This window comes from Embleya sp. NPDC005971 (assembly GCF_040629175.1).
In the GTDB taxonomy this organism is placed as follows: domain Bacteria; phylum Actinomycetota; class Actinomycetes; order Streptomycetales; family Streptomycetaceae; genus Embleya.
On the sequence record NZ_JBEXUX010000020.1, the window covers coordinates 1 to 22,257 of the forward strand.

The following is a 22,257-nucleotide window of genomic DNA, read 5'->3' on the forward strand; positions in this document are numbered from 1 at the left end:
GCCGCGGTGAGTTCGGGGGCGCCGGGGCGGAGTTTGACCCAGGCCATCAGTTCCTCGCCGTAGCGTTCGACCCCCGGCACCCCGCCGAGCGGGTGGTGTGGGTCAGGGCCGAATCGGGCCCGTGCCCGCACCGGTCGCGGTGATCGCGGCGGCGATGGCGTCCAGGTCGGCGGCGGTCAGGACCAGATCGGCGGCACCGGTCCAGCCGTCCACCTGGGCGGGCGTACGGGCGCCCACGATCGCGGCGGTGACGCCCGGCCAGGCCAGCGTCCAGGCCACCGCGACCTCGGCCGGCGACACACCGTGCGCGGCGGCGATCGGCCGCAGCGCGTCGGCGAGGGCGAGGTTGGCGGTCAGGCCCGTGGTGAAGTCGCCGTGGGTCCTGCGCCAGTCGTCGTCGGCCAGAGCCGCGACGCGCTCCACCGAGAACGCGCCGGTGAGCAGGCCGGATTGCATCGGCGAGTACACGATCACGCCGGTGCCGTGCGCGGCGGCCCAGGTCAACTCGGGCGCGGCGGAACGGTTGATCGCGGAGAACGGCGGCTGGATCGCGTCGACGTGCGCGATGCGTTCGGCGATCTCCAACTGCGCGACGTCGTGATTGGACAGGCCGATCGCGCGGACCTTGCCCTCGGCCCTGAGGTCGGCCATCACCTGCCAGTACTCCTCCAGCGGGGTGGCGTCGGGCGACGGCTTCGAGACATCGGCGCCGTACTCGAACGCCTTGCCCGTGTCGGGCCAGTGCACCTGATAGAGGTCGATGTGCTCGACGTCGAGCCGACGCAGCGAGTCTTCGAGCTCGCGGCGCACGCTTGCCGGGTTCATCACCCGACGCTCCGCGGCGGCCGGGTTCTCCGGGTCCCAGACCAGGCCGACCTTGGTGAACAGGTACGGCCGCTCGGCCTCGGGGAGATCGGCGACGGCCTTGCCGACGAGACGCTCGGAATGGCCGTGGCCGTATACGGCGGCGGTGTCGATCCAGTTGACGCCGGCGGCGATCGCGTGCCGGATCGCGGTGATCGACTCGGCGTCGTCGGTGGCGCCCCAACTGTAGTTCCAGCCGGCGCCGGACACCGCCCACGAGCCGAAGCCGACCCGGGTGATGGCCATGTCGGTGCTGCCGAAGGGTGTGGTGGACAGACTCATGATGTGGGTACTCCGTACTCGACTCGGTGCTGCGAGAGGGCGATTGCGCCGTGCCCTCATCCTGGAGGCGGCCGCACCGGCTACCCAGGGCCTTGCGCGGGCTGGGAACAGGCTTTCCTGGGTCCGGCAGAACCACCTTCGCCGGTCCCGGACGCCGGCCCGCGTCCAGGATCGGCACAATGACCACGCGAGCAGACCTGGGCGCCTTCCTGCGCACCCGCCGGGCCCGCCTCCAGCCCGAGGACGTCGGCCTGACCCGGTTCGGCGAACGCCGCCGAGTGCCGGGACTGCGCCGCGAGGAACTCGCCCGACTGGCGGGCGTGAGCGTGGACTACTACGTGCGGTTCGAGCAGGGCCGCGCGGAGAACGTCTCCGACGAGGTGCTGAACGCGATCGCGTCGGCGCTGCGGCTGAACCGGGACGAGCACGGACACCTGCGCGATCTGGTCCGGGCGGGATCGGAGCGCCGGGAGTCGGCGGCGGCAACGGCGCTGCCGACTCAGCGGGTTCGGCCGGGGCTGCGCCGGTTGTTGGACTCGATGCCGGAGACGCCCGCGTTCGTGATGGGCCGGCGGACCGATCTGCTCGCCTGGAACTCGCTGTTCGCTCTGGTGTTCATCGACCTCGACGCGGTGCCGGTCGAGCGGCGGAACAAGGCGTGGTTGGTCTTTTGCGACGAGCAGTTGCGGGCGCGGTACGTCAACTGGGAGACCAAGGCGCAGGACGTCGTCGCCTACCTGCGGCTGGACGCGGGCCGGCACCCCGGCGACCCGGCCTTCACCGAGCTGATCACCGAACTCTCGGCGGCCAGCCCCGACTTCCGCCGCCTGTGGGCCACGCACGAGGTCCGCGACAAGACGCACGGCGGCTACCACCTCCGCCACCCGGCCATCGGCGAACTCACCCTGTCCTACGAAAGCTTCCGCACCTCCGACGACCCGGACCAAACCCTCGTCACCTACACCGCCGCCCCCACCTCCCCATCGGAAGCCGCCCTACGCGCCTTCTCGCCGGCCAGGGCCACGCCCACTCCGCTGGCGAGGTGATTCCCTCGCGCCATACATGAGCCTCACCACGGCGGTCCGCTGCGAGGTCAGTTGATCAACTGGAGTTCACCGATGCGGACTTCGGCGGTATCCGTGCCGGTCAAACCGGGCAGGGGATGCGAGCCCGTCGCGTCGGTGTAGTAGGTCTCCCAGAACACGGTTGCGGTCACGGTGAACTTATCGCCTGGCTGACCCTGTGAGGTGTTCTTGTATTTGTAGCCGCACTCGCTCATGTTGTTGAGATCCGACGGTTGGTACGGCCTTCCGGGCGAGTCGCACGTCACCTTCCCGCCGTCACCCATATTCCACTCGACCTTGGTGGAACGCGCAAATGCGGTGACAGAGACGGTGCCGACGGTCAGAGTTTGGCTCAGCCATTCTTTGGACCATGTGGTTTTACTGTTCCCGGCGATCCACATCCAAACTGGAAGCCCTACCAGGCCGAGTTTTCCGGGCGCCGGGTTGACGGCGATCTCCGGATTCTCCAGTCCGAGTGTCGCAAGGGCCCTCAGCGCAACGTCGGCCGGCGCGGGGGGCGGAGGGTTTTGGTTGCCTGTCTGGCCTGGAACATTTCCAGCGCTGGTGCCGATTCCACCATCTGGCGGGAAGCCTTGCTCTCCGGAGCTCCCTCCGGCAGTGCCTCCGGTATTTCCCCCTGTGCTTCCGCCGGTAGTTCCCCCCGGCACGCGGATGTCAATGCAGATGAGTAGATTCCCGCATTGATTGACGTCTGCGGTCGCCGAAGGAAGCCCCAAGAGGGCGGCAGAAACACCGGCCGTGCAAGCTATGGCGATGCTGCGTACAACTCTACGACCTGCCATGACATCTCCTTGGAATGCCTGTGCTGGGGAGAGGGAGGTGTTTCCGTGGACGGATCATGCCGAAGTCCCATCGACGGAATACGGGCGCCCGGAGCTGGCAATCAACTCGACCGGCCCATTGCCTGTGGCGGGAACCTTGAATGCATACATTCCTATATTTGCGATCTCCAAGTTGCGCCATGTTGTGATGCGACCGCTTAGGTTCTCATAAGTCGCGCTTTGATTAACAGTGAAAGTGCCGGAAGGTCCGGCCGTCATGCTTGACGTCAACTTCACGCTACACATGACCAATTTTGCGCCGTCGGTAGTGTTCCAAGCGGGAATATGATTTGCAGTCAGAGCCTCGGATCGCACCGAGACGTTGCCTCCTTTGGTTACCGAAACCAGGCCTTGCTTGTTGGTCTTTTCGAGCTGAATCGACTTCTGTGCCGAGGCTCCCCAGGTTGTCGAAGTCGGCCCCTCCGTGAGGCTGGAGGAAAAGTCGGAACAGATTTTGTCTCCGTAGTCGATTTCTGGGGTTCCGTCAACGGTGGAGATTTGAGCAACGCCGGGCAGAGTCTTCTTGACTTCGCCGAAGGTTAGAAACGCCATCTTCCAGGGACCCGTTCCCTGTGTTTGACGCAGTACGCCAAGAGCCGGGCGGGAATCGCTGCCCAACCGCTGTGTACCGATAGATAGAAGCCACCTGTCGCTGCCATTCGGCCCGTCCTGGGGCTTGGCGACTTGGATGTCACTCGTAGCGGCAGTTTCTTCGGCAAGCTGGATGTTGTTGCCAAACTTGATGATTCTTTGCTGTCGGGCCTTTGAGATATCGAGCAGCGTGCCGGTTTCGAGCTGATCGAGCCCGGCGATGTCATGACTCGACTTTGTCTTCTTGCTCTGGTCGTAATAGTTCTGAGCGATGGTCTTGGCTTCGCTCTCGCTGACCGGAGGTGCCACCGGTGCCGGGGCTTGTGGGGCATTCGACGCCGCCGGGAGGGGAGGGGCGGCGGTTTTGGGGGCGGCTTGGTTGATTTTGGGGGGTTTGGGGGTTTTGTCTGATGAGCAGGCTGTGGTGGTGGTCAGGAGGGTGAGGGTGGTTAGGGCTGCGAGGAGGGTTGGGGGGAGTTGGGTCTTGATTGGTCCGGCCAAAACTGCCACCCCCGCAGTGCGATCTTCGGAGTTCGGTGCTCAACGGTGATCCGAAGCATCATTGCACTTGATCGGGTGGGCCGTAAGCGTCTTCGGCGGATCGCTGCGTGTAGTGGGTTTGGGGCACGGGTCGGGGCAAAACGGTGGCTATCGCGCGGGATCGTGTCGGGTGGCCGGGGCGTCGGTGGTCCTGCCGTGGTCAGTGGGTGGTGCCGACCAGGGTGGTCAGGCCGTGGCCCTGTTGCCATTGGTCCAGGCGGGGTCGGTCGAGCAGGACGATGCCGTGGTGGCGGGCGAACTCACGCGCCTCCGTGGTGAGTCCGTGGAGGGTGAGGAATACCGGGATGTCGGCCCGGTGGTCGTGGTGGGCCGTGCCGATGAAGGCGTGCAGGTCCAGGGGGCGGGCCGGGTGGTCGGTGGGGCCGCAGCGGATCAGGACCAGGCTGCCGTTGGGGAGGTAGGCCTTGATGTCGGCGCCGGGGGCGAGTTGCACCGCGAGTAGGCCGTCGCGGCGGCAGAGGTCGGCGATCCGGAGTTCGAAGGCGCGGTCGTCCGGGTGATCGGTGCGGGCGTCGAGGGTCGAGTTGGCGAGGTGTACGACGGCGCACAACAGGGCCAGCGAGGCGACGGTGGCCAGCCACGCGTCGATCCCGGTGATGTCGAGGAAGGCGAAGAGGTCGCGCAGTGCGATGGCCGGGACGACGACCAGCAGGACCATGGCCCGACCGCGGAGTTTGGCGTGGGTGGGGGTTCGGGGCATGCGGGATCCCTCCGGTGGCTACCGACGGCGGAGCGGGCGGCAGCCTAGGCGGAGGGAAGGTCGGTCAACCACCCGACTGGATGGGGGAGAGGGGGAGAGGGTGGTTCGGTGGGTCCGGGTCGGACGAGGATTCCGCTGGTCCTCGGGGGTGTCGGTGTCCGGTGGTGCGGTTGTCGGGCGGTTGCTCGGTGCGGGGCCGTGTGGGTGAGGAGGCGGTGGCGGTGCGGGGGTGTCGCGGCCGCTCGGTCCGTGGAGCGGGCGATGGTGGGGCGTTGTCGTGCCACCCGGTCTCGGCGGTTCGCGAAGACGGTTAGTGCGTCGGCGCCGGCTCCGCTATCTTCTGCCGAATGAGCAGGATCCGTAAGACAGCGATCATGGTTGTGGCATGTTTCGGTCTCGCGTTCGCGGGAGTGGCTTCCGCCTACGCCATTCCCGGCCAGCACCCACAGGTCCGCAAGGTCTGTCGGGTACTCGACCCGGAGACCAAGCACGCCAAGCGGGCAAACCATGACGGTCGTACCGGTGCGCCGGGGGTGCGCCGCCAGCGGCACGAAGGCGTGATGGGGGAAGTGGCCGACCACTACTGCGTGCCGGGTGGCGGGAAGCGCCGGATCAACCCAAGTGCACGACCTGCAGCACGGTAACGGTCGTCGTCCCCTCGTTGAGCAGTACCACCACGATCAAGGGCCCCGCCGCTGCGGTGCGGACGATGCGATCGTCCTCGCCGTAGCGGACGGTGGCCGTGTACGGGTCGCAGACCAGCTTGTACAGCAGCATTCCCCAGTGGTTGAGCGTGGTTTCGGGGAAGCGGTCGATGACCTCTTGGTGCTCGATGCCGATCCTCGGGCGCCACGTCACGCGGCACTGCTTTGCGCTCGGCCGCGTGCGATCCACTTGCGGACGATCTCCTCGTCCACCTCGTCGAGGTCCGGGTCCTTGCCGGTGGCCCGCACCTGGGCCGCGAGGGCACGCGCGTGCGGCAGCGCGGCGATCAACTCCTCCGCGACCTGCGCGTAGCGGGCCAGCAGGCCGGGCAGATCGCCGATCGGCGTCAGGTGTACCAGTCGCAGGAATTCGTGGCGGGCTTCGGGGTGTGGGAGCGCATGCGCGATGCGATCCACGGTCCACGGGTCCGTGCTGTTCACGCCGGGCCTCTCTTCCCTCCGGACGAAGTGATCCGGGATCAGATTAGGGGCCGGGTGCGCGATTGCGGCGTGATCGGCGGGTGACGACCGGTGCGATTCGGGAGTGACAATCCGTCAATTTCGGGCGGATGATGAGCATTTGCCCTCGTCGGTGGCCTGACACCTGATCGTCCGGGAGCTCTGGGTGGGTAGCCGGGGCGGGTTGTCCGCCTCGACCGCCTCCGGCGGCCCCTCGGGCGCGATGCTCGCGTCGGCGCGCGTGCCGTCCTCCGGCGGTGTCGTCGGGGGCTCGGTCGAGCGCGGCGTCGCGGTGACGTCGGGCGCCGCGGACTCCGGCGTCGGCCGGGCCGACGCCGCGGCCGGCGGCGGCGGGACGGGCGCTGCGGGGCCCACCTGCTCCGAAGCCGAGGGGGTCAGCAACACCCCCGCGCCGGCGATCGCCAGCACGGCCGCGCCGGCGGCCAGCGTCGCCACGCGGCGCCGCCGCCGGGCCCGTCGGCCACCCGCGACGGCCGCGTCCACCACGCTCGGGAAATCGGGCTCGGGTCGGTCCAGGATGAGCTGGAACAGGTCGTGATCGTTCATGGCCGGCCTCACCGTTCGGACAGCTCCCACATGTGCTCGCCGACGAGTTCGCGCAGTCGGCTCAGGCCGCGCGAACTCTGGCTCTTGACCGTTCCGGTGCTGATCCGCAGGGCCTCCGCCGTCTGTTCGACGCTCCAGTCCTCCCAGAATCGCAGCACGAGCACGGCCCGGTAGCGCGGCGGCAGTCGCAGCAGCGCCGCCCGCAGGGTCAACCGCAGGTCCGGCGAGGAGGACTCGTCGCTCGGCCGCTGCGGGAGTTCGTCGACCGGCTCCTCCCGCCAACGGCCCTTGCGATGCTGGTCGATGTAGGTGCGCGTCATCACCACGCGGGCGTAGGCGTCGATGTTGCCGTCCCGGCGCAGTCGGCCCCAGGCCGTGTACATCTTCATCAGCGTGGTCTGCGTGAGGTCCTGCGCCTCGTACCAGTCGCCGCACAGCAGATAGGCCGAGCGGCGCAGTTGGGCCTGCCGGGCCTCGGCGTATTCGCGGAACTCCCGTTCACGGGCGGCCTCCCTCACGCGTTCGGCAGCGGGGTTGCCAGGGGGTGGTCGCGGGGGTCGCGCACCGTGATCTCCTCCTCACCGGGCCCGCGCCGCGAACGCGGGAGCGCCCGGCCGGTGCCGGGCGCCTGTTCGTCTGCCTGTCGAGGGGCCTGTCATCCACGGGATACGCGGCTCGGCCGCCCCGGGTTGCATCGGGCCCGGGAGATGTTCCGCACGTGTGCGAGACGGGCGTGGAGTGCAACGCGGGTCGCTCGGGAGCCGTATTTCCGTGTGCAACGTTCGGCGCCGTGCGCGGCGCCCGACACCGGTGACAGCGAAGGAGTGCTTCCGTGTCGAACCGTCGAGACCGGGTGCCCGGCCGGACCATGCGACGGGCCGGTCCGGTCGGGGCCGTACTCGCGACCGTCGGCATCGCGCTGGGTGCCTGGGTGGGTATCGCGCCCGCCTCGGACGCGGACGAGCCGCCGCCCGCCTCGGTGACCTCGGTCGGGGCCGGCCGGCGGATCGATCCGCCGCCGATCGCCGCTCCCGACCGGCCCGCCACGAACGACCCCGAGGCGGTCGCGCCACGCAGGCTCCGGGCGCCCGGGCCCGGCCGGGCCGGCGTCGTCACGCCCGGCAAGCCGTACGTGGACCGGGGCGTCGAACCGACCCTGGCGGCGCGCAACCGAGGTTCGGCCGCGCCGGCGAAGCCCTGACCACCGCCGCACATGACGGGCCCGGGCCGGGAACCGCGCCCGCGAACCCCTCCGACCGCCGCTCCGCCTCCGCGGGTGTGTCCAATACGCTCGGCACGCCGGTCAACCCCAAGGAGTCGCAACGTGGTCCCGATCGCCCCGGGCGCAGTTCCGCTGCTCGGCCACACCCCGGCGCTGCTGCGCGGCCGCTGGGACTTCGTGTCGTCGCTGCGTGCCCACGGGCCGATCGTGCGGATCCGGGTCGGGCCGAGGGAGCTGTACGTCCTCAACGACCCCGCCCTGGTTCGGTGTGTCCTGGTCGAACACGCGGACACCATCGAGCGGGACGGCTTCTTCAAGCAGGCCCGGTTGCACATCGGGGACGGCCTCGCCGCCTCCGACGGCCCCCTGCATCGACGCCAACGACGGACGTTGCAACCCGCGTTCCAGCGCTCGCGGATCGGCGGTTACGTCGAGCTGATCCGTCGCCGGGCCGAGCAGGCGAGCGCGCAATGGTTGCCGGGGTCCACGCTCGCGCTCGATCGGGAGATGAGCGAACTCGGGCTGGACACGCTCGGTCGGTTGATTTTCGGGGAGAGCCCGGCGGCCGACGCGGCGGTGGCCGAGGTGCGGCGTTCGTTGCCGGTGTTCATCCAGGAGGTGTTCACCCGCACCGTGCTGCCGGAGTGGGCCCGTCGGTTGCCCACGCCCGGCAACCGGCGCTTCGCCGAGACGGGCCGCCGGTTGCGGGCGGCGATCGCCTCGGCCGTGGACGCCGACGCGGGTACCGGGCTGCTCGGCGAGTTCGCCCGGATGGACATGGCGCCCGAACTGGTGCGCGACGAGGTGGTGTCGATGCTGATCGCCGGCAACGACAACACGAATGCCACCCTTTCGTGGGTATTTTTCGAGCTGGGCCGGCACGAGGACGTACGCAAACGGCTGTACGCCGAACTCGACGAGGTGCTGGCCGGCGGACCGGTGACCGCCGAGAACATCGGGGCTCTCGTATATACAAGGTGTGTTGTCGACGAGACGCTTCGCTTGTACGCGCCCTGGCTGGTGGTTCGCCGGGCCAATCGCGAGGTGGACGTGATGGGTCATCACATCCCGAGCGGAGGCGACGTGTTGTACAGCCACCACGCGCTGCACCGGGACCCCGAGCTGTTTCCGGAACCCGAGCGCTTCGATCCGGACCGATGGGCCGAACCGGGCTTTCCCGGGCGGGTGCGCGGCGTCTACATGCCGTTCGGCGCGGGGGTGCATCGATGCATCGGCGAACACCTGTTCCTGGCCCAGATCGTGACCACCGTCGCGACCGTGTCCGCCCGTTGGCAACTGCGGCCGGTGCCCGGCAAACCGTCCCGCCCGAGGACGAGCGCGCTGCCGCGCCCCGGGCATCTCCCGGTCACGGCCGTCCGCCGAAGGACCTGAGGCGACCCGCCCTCGGCCGGCAACTCCCGGCCCTGGTAAGCGCCTAAGCAATTTGACGACACTTCCACCCCTTCGCCGGATTCGCCGGCGAGGCCCCGCGCGCGCCCACGCAGCGTGTCGAGTACGGTTCGCAGCGTCGGGACGGCAGTGCGTTATCACGTTCGGCCGATCACGGTGCGCGCAGAACTCGGCCGGCCAACAATTGCCCGAAAGTGCTTGCGGAGCGCCTCGTTTCGGGACCATCGTGGGGCCCGTTCGATGTCCGGAACGAGATGCTTGCCCGTGATCTTTGGTGGGGTCGGGTTCGTCATACGGCGTCCGCGATCGTGCTGGTTGACGTGGTGGGAAGTCGTTCCGGAAAGCTTCGAATGATCGACTTCGACGACTGTTTTCGGGCTGTTCACCATTCACCTGACAGTGTGTGTGGTGGAAGATACGAGCGGTAGCTCCGAAGTGGATCACGGTCCGCACGGAACCTGGGTGGACCCGGCAGAGCAAGGGGGCGGAGCCGGTGGTGAAGGCAGCTACGGAACGGCCATCGGGTAATGGCGTCGTGTCGCAGGGCGCTGCCGCCGGCACGATGCCGGTCACGCCCACGCGCAGCCTCGGCGCCAGACGCCGGCGGCCGGCGCTCATCGCGCTCTCGGTCGCGCTGATCGCGGCCGGTGGACTCGGTTCGGCGGCGTTCTATCAGATGGGCGACAAGCGGGTGCCCGTGCTCGCGGTCGCCCGCACGGTGCCCTACGGCCAGACGATCGCCGCCGAGGATCTGCGCGTCGTGGAGATCAACGACGCGCCCGGGCTGCGCCCGATCGGATCCGGCTCCAAGGCCGTCATCGTGGGCAAACGCGCGGCCGTCGAGCTGCGCGCGGGCACCCTGCTGACCTCGGACCAGGTCACCGAGCGGATCGCGATCCAGCCGGGCGAGACCCTCGTCCCGATCGCCCTGGACATCACCAAGATGCCGGTGCAGCGGGTCACTCCCGGCACCCGAATCCTGGTCGTGACGTCGGCGCCCCCGGTCGGCGGCGCCGCCAACTCCACCTCCACGCAGCCGATCACCACCGCCGCCACGGTGATCCGCTCCGGCAACACGGACTCGAATTCGAGCTCGGGCAAGGCCGTCCTGGACGTCGCGGTACCCGCCAAGGACGGCCCGGTGCTGGCGCTCCAGGTGGCCGAGGGCAGGTTCTCCATCGTCGTGCTGAACACGGGCAACGCGGACGCGGCACCGGCCAGGACCGGAGGAGCCCCATGACCGTCGTCGCGGTCACCGGTGGCACCCGTGCGCCCGGCGCCACCTCGACCGCGCTGGCGCTCCTGCTCACCTGGCCGCTGCCGGCCGGTCGCCGGGTGATCCTGATCGAGGCCGATCCGGACGGGGGTTCGATCCTGGCCGGCGCGCTCCAGGGTCGGGTTTCGGCCGAGTACGGGCTGCACCAATTGGGTGTCGCGCACCGTCAGGGCAACCTGGTGGACGCGTTCTTTCGGCAGTTGGTCGACCTGTCCGACGGCCGGCGCGAACGGCTGCTGCTGCCCGGCCTGGTGGACCCCACCCAGGCTTCCGGACTGGCCTACACGTGGGACCCGATCTCGCAACTCGCGGCCGGTCTGGGCAATCAGCAGATCCCGCACGACGTGATCATCGATCTGGGCCGGCGCGGCACCACGGGCGCGTCGGCCATCGCCGCACGCCGAGCCGACCTGGTACTGCCGGTCGTGCGCGGGACGCTGCCCTCCCTGGCCCAGGCACAGCCCCGGCTGGCCTCGCTGCGCCACGACCTGGACACGCACGGGACGGGCTCGGACTCGATCGCGCTCGTGGTGATCGAGGAGGGGCGCTACGCGCGCCAGGAGATCGGCAAGCACCTGGAGGCGCCGGTGCTGGGCCTGTTGCCGTTCGATCCGGAACGGGCCCGGGTGTTGTCCGACGGCGAAGGGGACACCGGAAAACGGTTCCTGCGGTCGAAGTTCATGCGTGCCGCGCGAACCACCGCGGAGGCCGCGCTGGCCCTGGCCAACCAGCGCCGGATGCGATTGGCGCCGCGCCCGGCGCCCGGCGGCCAGTTGCCCGCCGGGCCGGACGCGCCGCTGCCGGGCGACGGTTGGGCCCAGGCCGCCGCCTACATCCGCCGACCCGCGGAGCCCGAAGCCCGACCCGAGGCCGAACCGGCGCACCGGCCGGCCGGCGAGGAGGCGGGTCATGTTCGATAACGCGCGACCCCTGCACCCGGACCCGCACAACAAGCCGGAACCGGAACCGGATCCTGCCGCCGAGACCGGCTATCGCCCACACATGCATGTCGTGCCGGGCCTGCCGGAGGCGGAGGACGTGGTGTACGCGCCGCCCACGCCGCCGTTGCGCACCTGGCCCGAGGGCTTCCAGCGAAGCGCCTCGGCCGGACCCGACGCGCCTCCCCCGCCGACCTGGTCGGCGGGCGCGGGCTCGCTGACCCCCGCCGTGGGGCACACTCCACCGCCGACGCCCGCCAACGGCACCCCGGTTTCGCCCGCCGCGACGGCGCACCCGAACGGGCCGCTGAACGGCGCGGTCCGGCACGCGGGCGGCCGGGACGGCATGTTCACCGTGCCGCCGACCGCGAGCGTGAGTGCGAACGGCGTGGGCACGGTCAGCCGGCGACCCCCGCCCGCCGGCCGGGCGCCCGCCACGACCGGACCCGCCAAGCCGCCGCGCAATCCCTCCGGCGAACCGGTGGTGGACCCGGCGCTGGTCCGGATACTGAAGGACCGCGCGGCCGAGCAACTCCACGAATTCGACAAGATGTCGCCCGGCCTGACCAACGAGGACCGCGAACAGCGCGGCCGGGCGATCGTCGCCCAGGTGGTCGCCGAATGGGCCGACATCACCGCGCGTGAGCGCGGCATCTCCACCACCCCCGCCGAGGACCGGGCGATGGCCCGGGCGGTGTGGGACTGGCTGTTCCGGGCCGGGCCGTTGGAGCCGTACCTGACCGACCCCGCCGTGGAGAACATCCTGGTCAACGGCTACGACACGGTCTGGGTGGACTACGCCGACCGGCCCCGCGTCCAGGTGCCGCCGCTCACCGCCTCCGACGAGGAACTCCGCGAACTGCTGAGGGACCTGGCCCGCCGGCACGGCAGCGGCGAACGCACCCTGTCCACCGCGCAGCCCACCCTGGCCCTGCGGTTGCCGGACGGCTCGCGTCTCCAGGCGATCACCGAGGTCACCCCGCACACCTACGTGACGATCCGTCGGCACCGGGTGCGCGACGTGCGGCTCGCCGACCTGATCGGACTGGGCACCCTGGACCGGACCCTGGCCGCCTTCCTGGGCTCGCTGGTCCGGGCCAAGAAGAACCTGATCATCTGCGGGACCCAGGGGGTGGGCAAGACCTCGCTGTTGCGGGCGCTGTCCCACGAGATCCCCCGGGACGAGCGGATCGGCACCTTCGAGACCGAACTCGAATTGTTCCTGCACGAGTTGGGACACCTGCGCCAGGTGGTGGCGATCGAGGCCCGCGAGGGCAACGGCGAGCGGGGCATCGACGGCAAGTCGGCGGGCGAGTTGACCATCGGCGAGTTGATTCCCTCCGCGCTGCGGATGTCGCTGTCCCGGATGATCGTCGGCGAGGTGCGCTCCAGCGAGATCGTGCCGATGTTGCGGGTGATGACCAACGGCGAGGGCGGCTCGATGTGCACGCTGCACGTGCGCGAGCCGGACATGATCTTCGACCGGATCGCCGAACTCTGCCTGGAGTACGGCGCACACATGAGCCCCGAACTGGCCTACCGGCTCGCCTCCAACGCGGTCGACTACGTGGTCTTCGTACGGATGATCGACGAGACGGCGATCGGTGGGAAGCGGCATCGTTTCGTGTCGCACGTGCTGGAGGTGACCGGGATGGGTGAGCACCGCCGCCCGGCCGTGAACACGATCTTCGCGCCCACCGGCGACGACCCGCGAGGTATGGCCCGGATGTACCCCTCGGACATGCCGGACCTGATCCGGGCCGGATTCAGTCCGCATCTGCTCGACGAGCCGCACGGCTGGCGGCCGTTGCAGCTCAAACTGAATCAGGTCGGGTGACGGACATGGGTGACGCCCTGTTGGTCGCGGTGTGCGGCTGCCTGTTGGTGGGCGGCCTGGTGGGTCTGGTGGTCGGCGTCGTCGGCACGTACGACGATCCGACGCCCAAGCCGCCCGGCCGGCTGGAGCTGGCCGTACGACGGATGCGTTCGGGGCCGGTGAGCGCCCGGCAACGTACCGCCCGGCGGGTGCGCCTGGGCATCGGACTCGCGGTGGCCGCGCTGGTCTGGCTGTTCACCGGCTTTCTGGTGGCCGGTCTCCTGGTGGTCGTCGCCTTCACCGGACTGCCCTGGCTGCTCGCGCCGACCAAGAGTGATCGCACCGTCATCAACCGGCTGGACGCGCTCGCCGAGTGGACTCGGCGGATCGCCGACCTGATCGAGCTGGGCGCCGGTCTGGAGAACGCGATCCTCACCTCCCGGGGCACCTGCCCCGAGCCGATCGTCGAGGAAGTCGGCGACCTGGTCAGCCGATTGCAGTCGCGCTGGCGCCCGGACGAGGCGTTACGGGCGTTCGCCGCCGATCTGGGCGACGCCACGGCGGACAAGATCGCGGCGGCGCTGATCCTGCGCTCCTCGGACCGCGGCCCGGGCCTGGCGATGGCCCTCAAGGACCTGGCCGGCACGGTGCGCGAGGAGGTGCGCCAGCGGCGCGCGATCGAGGCGGACCGGGCCGGCGCCCGGATCGCGGTGCGCTGGATCACCTACATCACGCTCGGGGTGACCGCCCTGGTCGTGGTGATCAACCGCGACTACGCCGAGCCGTACGGGACGGTGATCGGCCAACTGGTCCTGCTGCTGCTGGCGATGGGCTACATCGGCACCCTGATGTGGATGCGGTCGCTGGCCACGGATCGGTTCAAGCCCCGGTTCCTGGTCGCGGATCCGCGCAGCGTGGTCAAGGCCGCGCAGGCGGCGGACGCACAGAACGCGGAAGGCGTGCACACGGCACCGGTGCTGCGGGGTGAGTGGTCGTGATCCCACCCGTGATGATCGTCAGCGGTTGTGTCCTGGGCGCCGGCGTCGCGCTGCTCGTGCGCGAGTTGTGGCCGGCACCGCCGGACCTGGGCAACGCGCTGCATCGACTCTCCGGCACGCCCAAGCGGCGTACCGAGCAGACCGGCAGCAGGTACGACGACCAACTCGTCGCGCTGACCCTGCGCGTGCCGGGATTTCGGGTGCCGCATCGCGAACTGGACCTGGTCGGCGAGACGGTCGCGCAATTCGTGCGCACCAAGGCACTGCTGGCGCTGCTCGGCCTGTTGCTGCCCGCGATGCTGTCCTCGGTGCTGCTGGCCACCGGCATCGGAGTGGCTTTCTACGTACCGCTGTTCCTGTCCCTGGCGGTGGCGGCCGGGATGTGGCTCATCCCGGACTTCGCGCTGCGCGACCAGGCCAAGGCCGCCCGGACCGAGTTCCAGCACGCGGCCGCCGCCTATCTGGACCTGGTCGCGCTCGGCCGTGCGGGTGACGCGGGTCCGGGCGAGGCGTTGGAGCGGGCGGCGGCGGTGGGGGACGGCTGGGCCTTCTCCCGGATCCAGGACGCGTTGGCGCGGGCCCGGGTGAGCGGCGCGGACCCCTGGGACGGCCTGCGCGACCTGGCCAAGGATCTCGACCTTCCCGAACTCGCCGACGTGGCGGACATCATCGAGATGGCCGGCACCGAAGGCGCCGCGGTGTACGGCACGTTGCGAGCCCGGTCCCAGTCCCTGCGTATCGAACTGCTGGCGAACGAACACGAACAGGCGAACGCGGATTCGGAACGGCTCACCGTTCCGGGCACGATGCTCGTGGTAATCATGGGAATCCTGCTTGGATTTCCGGCCATATCCCGGATTTTCTCGGTATGAACGACCTTCGGATCTCGAGCCGTTCTCCGGAAGGAGTACAGGCAATGCAAACCGGTTCCTCATCCCCCGCGGTGCTCGATCGTGCGGAATCCGCCCTACACAGACTGGCTCCGGCCCCGATCGCCTTCGTCTTGATGGTCACCGGCGGTGTGGTGGACCGCTACCGGCGTCTGCGCAAGGAGCGCGACCACGGCGCGGTCAGCATCGAGACGGCGATCATCGTCGCGGTGCTGATCGTCGCCGCGGTCAGCATCGCCGGGGTCATCTACGCCATGTACCAGAAGTACCAGAAGGATCTGGACAACTCCGACTCGAAGTACCAGGAACCGAAGCCGAACTAGAGATCCGACGCGAAGGATCCGGACCGTCCTCGTGAACAAGATGCCATGCGGCTCTCTTGTCGACGCGATCCGGCGCCGTCTGCGCAAGGCAGGCGGGCCGGATCGCGGCGGCATGTCCATCACCATGGCGATCATCTTCCCGGTGTTCATGCTCGTGCTGCTCACGGTGATTCAGGGCTGTCTGTGGTGGTACGCCCGTGAAGTCGCTTTGCAGGCGGCCAAGGAGGGGGTCGAGGAGGGACGGCGCAGGGGCGGCGACAGCGCGGCGGCGGAACAGCGCGGCCGGGATGTGGCGAAGGACCTCGGCGGGGGAATGCTCAAGGACCTGAAGGTGATTCCGGAGCGGAAGGCCGGTGCGCGGCTCACCGTGACCGTTCAGGGCACGTCGTTGTCGATCGTGCCGGGACTCGGGAGTCTGACCATCAGGCAGCACGCGGACGGCGTTGTCGAGCGGTGGACGACAGCGGGCCGATGAAGAGCTGGGGGGCGAGGGTGTACAGGGGGAGCCTGCGGGCGGACGAGGGGTCGTTCGCCCTGGAGGCAGCGGTGCTCGCACCGGTGTTGATCGCGTTCCTGTGTCTGGTCATCGCGTTCGGACGCACCACGCTGGCCGGCAACGGGGTCGACGCGGCGGCGAAGGCGGGGGCACGGGAGGCGTCGATCGCACGCAACGCGTCCGATGCCGAGTCGGCCGCGAGGGCGGCCGTGGTGAAGTCCCTGGACCAGGACGGGATCGCCTGCGCCCCGGTGACCCACGTCGACATCACCGGCTTCGCCACCGACGTCGGCAAGGCGGCCACGGTCACGGTCAGTGTCACGTGCAAAGTGTCCCTCTCCGACGTCGCCTTCCCCGGCATTCCCGGCTCGAAGACGATGAACGGGACCTTCACCTCCGTGATCGACACCTACCGGGAGCGGTCGAAGTGACGGCCGGGCGGCGAACCCGGGTGCTTCACATCGGTGTTACCGGCGAGCCCCGGGATCGGGGTTCGCTCGCCATCATGCTCGCGATCATGATGGCGGTGATCATCCTGCTGGTCGGACTGGTGGTCGACGGCGGCGGCAAGCTGCGCGCGGATTCCAAGGCCGACGCCTACGCCCAGGAGGCGGCGCGCGCCGCCGGTCAGGCGATCGACCCGACCAAGGCCATTCCGGGGACGGCGATCGTGGTTCCACAGCAGGCCGCCGAGACCGCGGCGGGCGAGTATCTGAGGGCCCACGCCGTGGTGAAATCCGGCCACGCCAAGGTCACGTCCGACGGTCGCTACATCGACGTCGATGTGACGATCGAGTACAACACCAAGGTGGCCGCCTTCTTCGGCGTCTCCACCGTCACCGTCAAAGGCCATGCCCGTGCCGGGCTCGTCCATGGGATTCAAGCCCCGGAGGCCGCACCGTGACCGTTACTCAAGGCTCTCGCTCCGGCGCCGGTTCCGGTCCCGGGGCGCACGCTCGCAGCCGTGACGACCGCGGCAGGCGCCGCGGACCCGGCCGCTTCCTCTTCGACCTCGTGCGTGGCCTGCTCAGCCTCGTCGTGCTGCTCGCGTTGCTGATCGGCCTTCCCGCGCTGCTCGTCGTGGCCACCACGACGCTGTTGCCGCGCCGACTACCCGGCCTGGACGAGGTCACCAAGATCCTCACCGCGCCCGACGACGGGAGCGGCTTCATCGCCGCGCTCGCGATCATCGCGTGGATCGCCTGGTTGTGTTTCGCGATTTCGGTCGTGGTGGAGATCCCGGCCCAGGTGAAAGGGCTGTCCGCGCCGCGGATCCGCGGTTTGGGCTGGAGTCAGAAGGCGGCCGGCGCGCTGATCGGCGGCATCATGCTGCTGTTGCCGACCGGTACCGCGCTGGCGGCGGGCCAGGCGCAGGCCGCTCCACAACTCGCGGACACCGTGGCGAGCGCGCCCAGCCGGGTCGTGGAGCAGGAAATCCCGGTCCGGGTCCAGGAACCCGGGCCGAGTGCCGGGCCCACACATACCGTCCAGCGCGGTGATTCGTTGTGGACTATCGCCGAGGAACGACTCGGCGACGGCAAGCGGTGGACGGAGATCGCCGAGCTCAACGAGGGCAAGGTGATGGTGAACGGCCAGCGCTTCGACGCGGCGGACTACGTCGAGGTGGGTTGGGTACTGGCGCTGCCCGCGAATGCCGCGCCGCCCGCCGAGGTCAAGGCCGCGCACGCGCCCGAGAGCGGGTCCGGGGCCCAGCGCGACGACAAGAAGGCGTTGCCGCAGACGGTCACGGTCAAGCCCGGCGACACCCTGTCGGACATCGCCGAGGAACTGCTCGGCGACGGCGACCGCTACCCGGAGATCTTCGCCGCCAACAAGGACAAGCCGCAGTCGAGCGGCTCGGCCCTGACCGACCCGAACGCGATCGAACCCGGCTGGACGTTGTCCATCCCGGGCGCCGCCAGTGCGGAGGCGCAACTGCCGCCGCAACAACAACCACCCGCACCCCAGCAACCGCCTCAGCAGCAACCGCCTCAGCAACAACAGCAGCAACAACCGCCCGCCGCGCAGCCGAAGCCGTTCGTCGAGACGCCGCCGCACATCGCCAAGCAGGACCCGGTCGCCGCGCCGAGCGCCCCCGTCAAGTCGAGCGAGGCGCCGAAGCAGAAGTCCGAGAACCCCAATCCCACCGGCAGCCGGGCCGAGGCGCCGAGCACCGGCGGCGCCGAGCATTCGGTGCCGATCGGCGCCATCGCCCTGGGCGCGGTGGGCGCGGCGGCGGTGCTGGGCGCACTGCTGGTGCGTCGCCGGCTCCAACAGTCGGTCCGCCGGGACGGCCGTCGGATCGCGATGCCGGCGCCGGAGGCCGCCGACCTCGAACAACAACTGCGCGCCACCGAAACCCCGGACGCCCTGGACCTGTTCGACCGCACGCTCCGGACGTTGTGCGCCCGGATGTCGGACACCGGGCGGACCCTGCCGCTGATCGACTCGGTGCAGCTCACCGACCGTCGACTCGAACTGCACCTGGCCGCGCCGTCCCCGCCGCTGTATCCCTTCGAGGCGGTGCACGGCGACCACATGCACTGGACCTGCCCGGCGGACGCCGAGTTGCTGCACACCAGCGCGGCGGCCAATGTGCCGGCGCCCTACCCCGCGCTCGCGGTGTTGGGTGAAACCGACGACGGCAGGCAGTTGTTGATCGATCTCGAATCGCTCGGCGTGGTCGGACTCACCGACGGATCCGGTGAGGACAACCTGGCCGTGCTGCGCGCGTTGGCGGTCGAGCTGTTGTCCAACGTGTGGAGCGACGATCTGTGCGTGACGGTGGTCGGCTTCGGCCGCGAGCTGCGCGACGTCGAACGTGAGGGCCGGCAACAACTGCGCTACGCCTACTCGTTGGACGAGGCTCTCGGCCGACTGGCGACCTGGTCCGACGAGGTGGTCGGATTGCTCGACGACGCCAAGCTGACCTCGCCGCGCCAGGCCCGGACCAAGGGCATCCTGCCGGACACCTGGCCGCCGGAGATCGTGTTGTCCCTGGAGCCGCTGACCGAGGCACACGTGCCGCACATCCAGCGGTTGACCAACAGCTACCCGCGCGCGGCCGCCGCGATCATCGCGCCGATCCACTCCGAGCCCTGGCTCAGCGGGCTCGGGGTGACCCGACTGCCCACGGTGCCCGGTGTGGTGACGCCGAGTCGGATCAACACCGACGTACACGTGCAGCGCCTCGAAGACCCGCAGTACCAGGCGCTGGTGAGCATGTTCACGGTCTCCCGGGACCTGGACGGGGTGCCCGCCGACGAGGTGTTGATCCCGGGACAGCGGGACGACCACGAGCCGGAGCCGGTCCAGGTGGGCGCCGGAGCGGCCGGCAGCATCTCCTCGGCCGCCTGGTCCGCGGTCGGCGGGATGGAGCGGCCGGCCCGGATGGGGGGCGGCACCGCGACCGACGTGGACGCCGGGCCCGACGCGGCTCCCGCCTACTACCAGCCCGATCCCACCGACCCCGAGCCGGACGAGCGGGCCTTCGCGGCTCCCGCGCCGAACACGGCCGGCCGGGGCGGCCCCGGCTCCTGGGGCGCCGCGATCCACCCGATCGCCGGACGGCCGTTGGCCCCGCCGGAGCGGATCGAGCGGCGTGGCGGAGCGTCCGAGGACACCGGTTCGCTGCCGCTGCCGTGGTTGCCCGACGACCCGCACGAGTACGCCCCCACACCGGGCGAACGCGTCGACGAGCCCGCGTTGTTCCAGCCCGCGCCGGTCGGTCCGGACGGCCCGGATCCCGCGACGTCTCCGGGATACCCCGAGTCCACCGGCGCGGGGGAGTCGGCGGTCGACCCGCGGCCCACCGCCGGGGTCGGCGCGGAGCCCGGCTATCCGGAACAGTCATATGCCGAACCGCCGTATGCGGAACCGCGGTACCCGAATCCGCCATATGGCGGTGAAGCGCCGGTGCCGCCATCCTTCGAGGAGCCGACCGCCGACGGGTCGGTTCGTGCCGGGTCGGTGTATGCCGAACCGAACGCTCGGGAAGCCGTCGTCGCCACGTCGCAGCACGGCGAACCGGTGACGGAGGACCCGGTGTTCGAGGCGGCCGGGACGACGGTGGGCGACCCGGCGGTCCCGGCGGATTCGACCCTCGGCGAACCGGTGTTCGGAGCGCCCGTCGATGCCGAACAGGCGGCCGTGCGCGACCGGTTGGTCGACGAGCGGTCGGTGTCGGATGTCGGGCAGGACGAAACAGGACTCGAAGGGGTGGACGATCCCGAGGACCACCCCTACGCATCCGCCGAGGAAGCCGGACACCCGGCCGATCCGGCGGCGGCCGCAGAGGCCCCGGACGAGGGAACAGCAGTGCCGATCGACGCTCGGACCAGCACCGGAGAACAAGCCCCGCGGTGGGATGTCGAGGACGCGCCGGAGGGCGGTTACGCGGCCTACCCGGCCCATGCCGCCAACGGACACGGGGGCGTTCGCGCCGACGTGTTCAGCGGCTCGGGAGTCCACGTACTGGGTCCGGACGACGAGGTCGACCTGATGCAGGGCCGCGAGCGCGGCGCACCGGCGCCGACCGACCCGGGACCCGCGCAGGCGAGTCCGGCGGAGAGTGTCGCCGGCGGCGTCGAGATGCCGTCCGCCGAGTACTGGGGTGCGCCGGGGCAGGTGCGGGAGGGCCTCGGCGTAGAGGACTCCGGGATGTTCCTGGTGGTCGCGCCGGACACCGAGACGGCTGCGCCGGAGGCCCCGGAGGTGGGTTCGACCTGGGACGTCGCGCTGCCCGTCGCCGCGCCGCCCGCCGAGGCCCCGGCCGCGCCCGGGCAGCCCTCGGAGGGCTTCGCGCCGACCTACCCGGAGATCCGGATCCTGGGTCAGGTGGACCTGATCGGCGTCGGCGAGGAGGTCGAGCACGGCCGCCGGGCCCGGCTGACCGAACTGGCCGCGTGGATAGCCCTGCACCCCGGTCGTCCACTCGCCGAACTCGACACCGCCGTCTGGCCGCTGGGTGTCACCGCCACCGCGCGCAACTCGGCGATCAGCCAACTGCGCCGCTGGGTGGGCACCGCCCAGGACGGTACGAGCCACCTGCCGGCCGCGGTCGGCGGCGGGGGCTACGGATTCGGGCCGGGGTTCGCCTGCGACTGGTTCCGCTTCCGCCAACTGGTGGCACCCGGCCTGTACGGGAGCCACGAGGTGGCGATGGACTACGCGCGGGCGTTGGACATAGTGCGCGACGCGCCGTTCGACGGGGTGGGTCCGCGCCGCTACGTCTGGGCCGAGCCGTTCCGGCAGCAGATGATCGCCGAGATCGTCGACGTCGCCGCCCGACTGGCCGACTACCACCTGGACAACCACGACCCGCAGGCCGCCAAGCGGGCCTGCTCGGTCGGCCTGGTGGTGTGCCCCGAGTCGCAGATGCTCTACCGCACGATGTTCCGGGCGACACATATAACGGGCGACCGCGCGGAGTTGGACTACTACGTGGATCGGCTGGACGGCCTGCTGGCCGGCCTCGGTGCGGAACCCGAGGCGCTCACCGTCGAGTTGCTCCGCGACCTGCTGGACGACTGATCGGGCGATGGGCGGAGCGGCGCGGGACGCCGTCCGCCCACCGGCTCGTTCGCGGCGGTCGGCCTCCCGAGCCCGCCCGATCAGGCGCCGCGAAGCAGCAGGACGAGCATTGCGGCGCCGAGCAGGAAGGGGCCGAACGGGACCACGCTGCCGCGGCCCGCGCGCCTGCTGACCGCCAGCCCGGTCGCGTACACCCCCACGCAGACGTACGCCAGCACCAGTGCCTGCGCGAGCGCGGCCCAGGACGTCCAGCCCAGGACCAGGCCGACCAGGCCCGCGGCCTTCACGTCGCCCAGGCCGATGCCGACACCGCACAGCGCGAGCACGAGGTGCAGGGCGTACGCCCCGGCCATCGCGAACAGCGCCCGGAGGTAGGCGTCCCGGTCGAACGGGATCAGCAACAGCGCGGCGAGCACCGGGTATCCGGGCAGGGTCAGCGGGTCGGGGAGCCGCATCAGGCGCGCGTCGCACACCACGAGAGCCGAGGCGAGCAACGCGAAGGCGAGGAAGGCGGGCAGGACCGCGTGGAGGCCGACCCGCCAGACCAGCGCGCCGCCGGTGAGCACGAACGCGCCCGCGATCACCGGCAGGTCGTGACGCAGCACGCCTGCGGTGTCCTCGTCGAGATGGATCGGAGATATCCGCACGGCTCGGATCCTGTCAGACCGAGGGCCGGATCGGCACCGGGTCCGCTCCCTGGTCCGCCGGTTCGGTAGCGGGGC

22 protein-coding genes are annotated in these 22,257 nt (G+C 70.3%); 13 read left to right on the forward strand and 9 right to left on the reverse strand.

Translation table 11 applies throughout. From position 1 onward, the window contains the following. Positions 1 to 102: 102 nt before the first annotated feature. The gene (locus tag ABZ374_RS19230; RefSeq protein ID WP_360312485.1) at positions 103 to 1,146 is read right to left on the reverse strand and encodes an aldo/keto reductase; all 1,044 of its coding nucleotides are present in this window, start codon (positions 1,144 to 1,146) and stop codon (positions 103 to 105) included. Positions 1,147 to 1,325: 179 nt separating this feature from the next. Here ABZ374_RS19230 and ABZ374_RS19235 point away from each other — a divergent pair, with 179 nt between their 5' ends. Continuing rightward, positions 1,326 to 2,192, forward strand: a complete 867-nt coding sequence (locus ABZ374_RS19235) for a helix-turn-helix transcriptional regulator (RefSeq protein WP_360312487.1) — start codon at positions 1,326 to 1,328, stop codon at positions 2,190 to 2,192. A gap of 47 nt (positions 2,193 to 2,239) precedes the next feature. Here the strand turns inward: ABZ374_RS19235 and ABZ374_RS19240 are convergent, their stop codons facing one another. From ABZ374_RS19240 to ABZ374_RS19270, 7 genes are all read right to left on the reverse strand, one after another. Beyond that, positions 2,240 to 3,013, reverse strand: a complete 774-nt coding sequence (locus ABZ374_RS19240; RefSeq protein ID WP_360312488.1) for a hypothetical protein — start codon at positions 3,011 to 3,013, stop codon at positions 2,240 to 2,242. A 54-nt stretch (positions 3,014 to 3,067) separates the two neighbouring features. Continuing rightward, entirely contained in the window at positions 3,068 to 4,153 is a 1,086-nt protein-coding gene (locus ABZ374_RS19245) for a hypothetical protein (protein WP_360312490.1), read from the reverse strand. 190 nt (positions 4,154 to 4,343) lie between these two features. After that, positions 4,344 to 4,904 (reverse strand): restriction endonuclease, encoded by a 561-nt coding sequence (locus ABZ374_RS19250; protein WP_360312492.1) that lies wholly within the window; start codon positions 4,902 to 4,904, stop codon positions 4,344 to 4,346. Positions 4,905 to 5,516: 612 nt separating this feature from the next. Then, entirely contained in the window at positions 5,517 to 5,762 is a 246-nt protein-coding gene (locus ABZ374_RS19255) for a hypothetical protein (protein ID WP_078974732.1), read from the reverse strand. Then, positions 5,759 to 6,049: a hypothetical protein gene (locus ABZ374_RS19260; protein WP_360312494.1), complete on the reverse strand. Its 291-nt coding sequence runs from the start codon at positions 6,047 to 6,049 to the stop codon at positions 5,759 to 5,761. Before ABZ374_RS19260 ends, ABZ374_RS19255 begins: the two co-directional genes overlap by 4 nt. 114 nt (positions 6,050 to 6,163) lie before the next feature. Next, positions 6,164 to 6,634: a hypothetical protein gene (locus ABZ374_RS19265; RefSeq protein ID WP_360312496.1), complete on the reverse strand. Its 471-nt coding sequence runs from the start codon at positions 6,632 to 6,634 to the stop codon at positions 6,164 to 6,166. A gap of 8 nt (positions 6,635 to 6,642) precedes the next feature. Then, positions 6,643 to 7,152, reverse strand: a complete 510-nt coding sequence (locus ABZ374_RS19270) for a SigE family RNA polymerase sigma factor (RefSeq protein ID WP_360312498.1) — start codon at positions 7,150 to 7,152, stop codon at positions 6,643 to 6,645. 314 nt (positions 7,153 to 7,466) lie between these two features. On the opposite strand from ABZ374_RS19270, the gene ABZ374_RS19275 reads away from it, so the two are divergent. The 12 genes from ABZ374_RS19275 to ABZ374_RS19330 all read left to right on the forward strand — a co-directional run bounded on the left by ABZ374_RS19275 (position 7,467) and on the right by ABZ374_RS19330 (position 21,535). Then, the gene (locus ABZ374_RS19275; RefSeq protein ID WP_360312500.1) at positions 7,467 to 7,835 is read left to right on the forward strand and encodes a hypothetical protein; all 369 of its coding nucleotides are present in this window, start codon (positions 7,467 to 7,469) and stop codon (positions 7,833 to 7,835) included. A gap of 123 nt (positions 7,836 to 7,958) precedes the next feature. Continuing rightward, the gene (locus ABZ374_RS19280; RefSeq protein WP_360312502.1) at positions 7,959 to 9,248 is read left to right on the forward strand and encodes a cytochrome P450; all 1,290 of its coding nucleotides are present in this window, start codon (positions 7,959 to 7,961) and stop codon (positions 9,246 to 9,248) included. Positions 9,249 to 9,801: 553 nt separating this feature from the next. Continuing rightward, positions 9,802 to 10,506 carry an SAF domain-containing protein gene (locus tag ABZ374_RS19285; protein WP_360312504.1) on the forward strand — a complete coding sequence of 235 codons (705 nt, stop codon included), beginning with the start codon at positions 9,802 to 9,804 and terminating at the stop codon, positions 10,504 to 10,506. After that, entirely contained in the window at positions 10,503 to 11,462 is a 960-nt protein-coding gene (locus ABZ374_RS19290; RefSeq protein ID WP_360312506.1) for a hypothetical protein, read from the forward strand. Before ABZ374_RS19285 ends, ABZ374_RS19290 begins: the two co-directional genes overlap by 4 nt. After that, positions 11,452 to 13,317 carry an ATPase, T2SS/T4P/T4SS family gene (locus ABZ374_RS19295; RefSeq protein WP_360312508.1) on the forward strand — a complete coding sequence of 622 codons (1,866 nt, stop codon included), beginning with the start codon at positions 11,452 to 11,454 and terminating at the stop codon, positions 13,315 to 13,317. Before ABZ374_RS19290 ends, ABZ374_RS19295 begins: the two co-directional genes overlap by 11 nt. A gap of 5 nt (positions 13,318 to 13,322) precedes the next feature. After that, the gene (locus tag ABZ374_RS19300) at positions 13,323 to 14,294 is read left to right on the forward strand and encodes a type II secretion system F family protein (protein ID WP_360312510.1); all 972 of its coding nucleotides are present in this window, start codon (positions 13,323 to 13,325) and stop codon (positions 14,292 to 14,294) included. Next, complete coding sequence (locus ABZ374_RS19305) at positions 14,291 to 15,166, forward strand: hypothetical protein (RefSeq protein ID WP_360312512.1); 876 nt, start codon at positions 14,291 to 14,293, stop codon at positions 15,164 to 15,166. Before ABZ374_RS19300 ends, ABZ374_RS19305 begins: the two co-directional genes overlap by 4 nt. 44 nt (positions 15,167 to 15,210) lie before the next feature. After that, positions 15,211 to 15,507 (forward strand): hypothetical protein, encoded by a 297-nt coding sequence (locus tag ABZ374_RS19310; RefSeq protein WP_360312514.1) that lies wholly within the window; start codon positions 15,211 to 15,213, stop codon positions 15,505 to 15,507. Between the two features lie 40 nt (positions 15,508 to 15,547). Then, on the forward strand, positions 15,548 to 15,982 hold the full coding sequence (locus tag ABZ374_RS19315; RefSeq protein ID WP_360312728.1) for a TadE family protein: 435 nt from the start codon (positions 15,548 to 15,550) through the stop codon (positions 15,980 to 15,982). A 17-nt stretch (positions 15,983 to 15,999) separates the two neighbouring features. Then, positions 16,000 to 16,434: a TadE/TadG family type IV pilus assembly protein gene (locus tag ABZ374_RS19320; RefSeq protein ID WP_360312516.1), complete on the forward strand. Its 435-nt coding sequence runs from the start codon at positions 16,000 to 16,002 to the stop codon at positions 16,432 to 16,434. 20 nt (positions 16,435 to 16,454) lie between these two features. Further along, a complete protein-coding gene (locus ABZ374_RS19325; protein ID WP_360312730.1) occupies positions 16,455 to 16,907 on the forward strand; it encodes a pilus assembly protein TadG-related protein in 453 nt (150 codons plus the stop codon). A gap of 110 nt (positions 16,908 to 17,017) precedes the next feature. Next, entirely contained in the window at positions 17,018 to 21,535 is a 4,518-nt protein-coding gene (locus tag ABZ374_RS19330; protein WP_360312518.1) for a LysM peptidoglycan-binding domain-containing protein, read from the forward strand. 80 nt (positions 21,536 to 21,615) lie between these two features. Here ABZ374_RS19330 and ABZ374_RS19335 read toward each other — a convergent pair whose 3' ends face one another. Continuing rightward, entirely contained in the window at positions 21,616 to 22,182 is a 567-nt protein-coding gene (locus tag ABZ374_RS19335; RefSeq protein WP_360312520.1) for an A24 family peptidase, read from the reverse strand. Positions 22,183 to 22,257 lie beyond the last annotated feature (75 nt).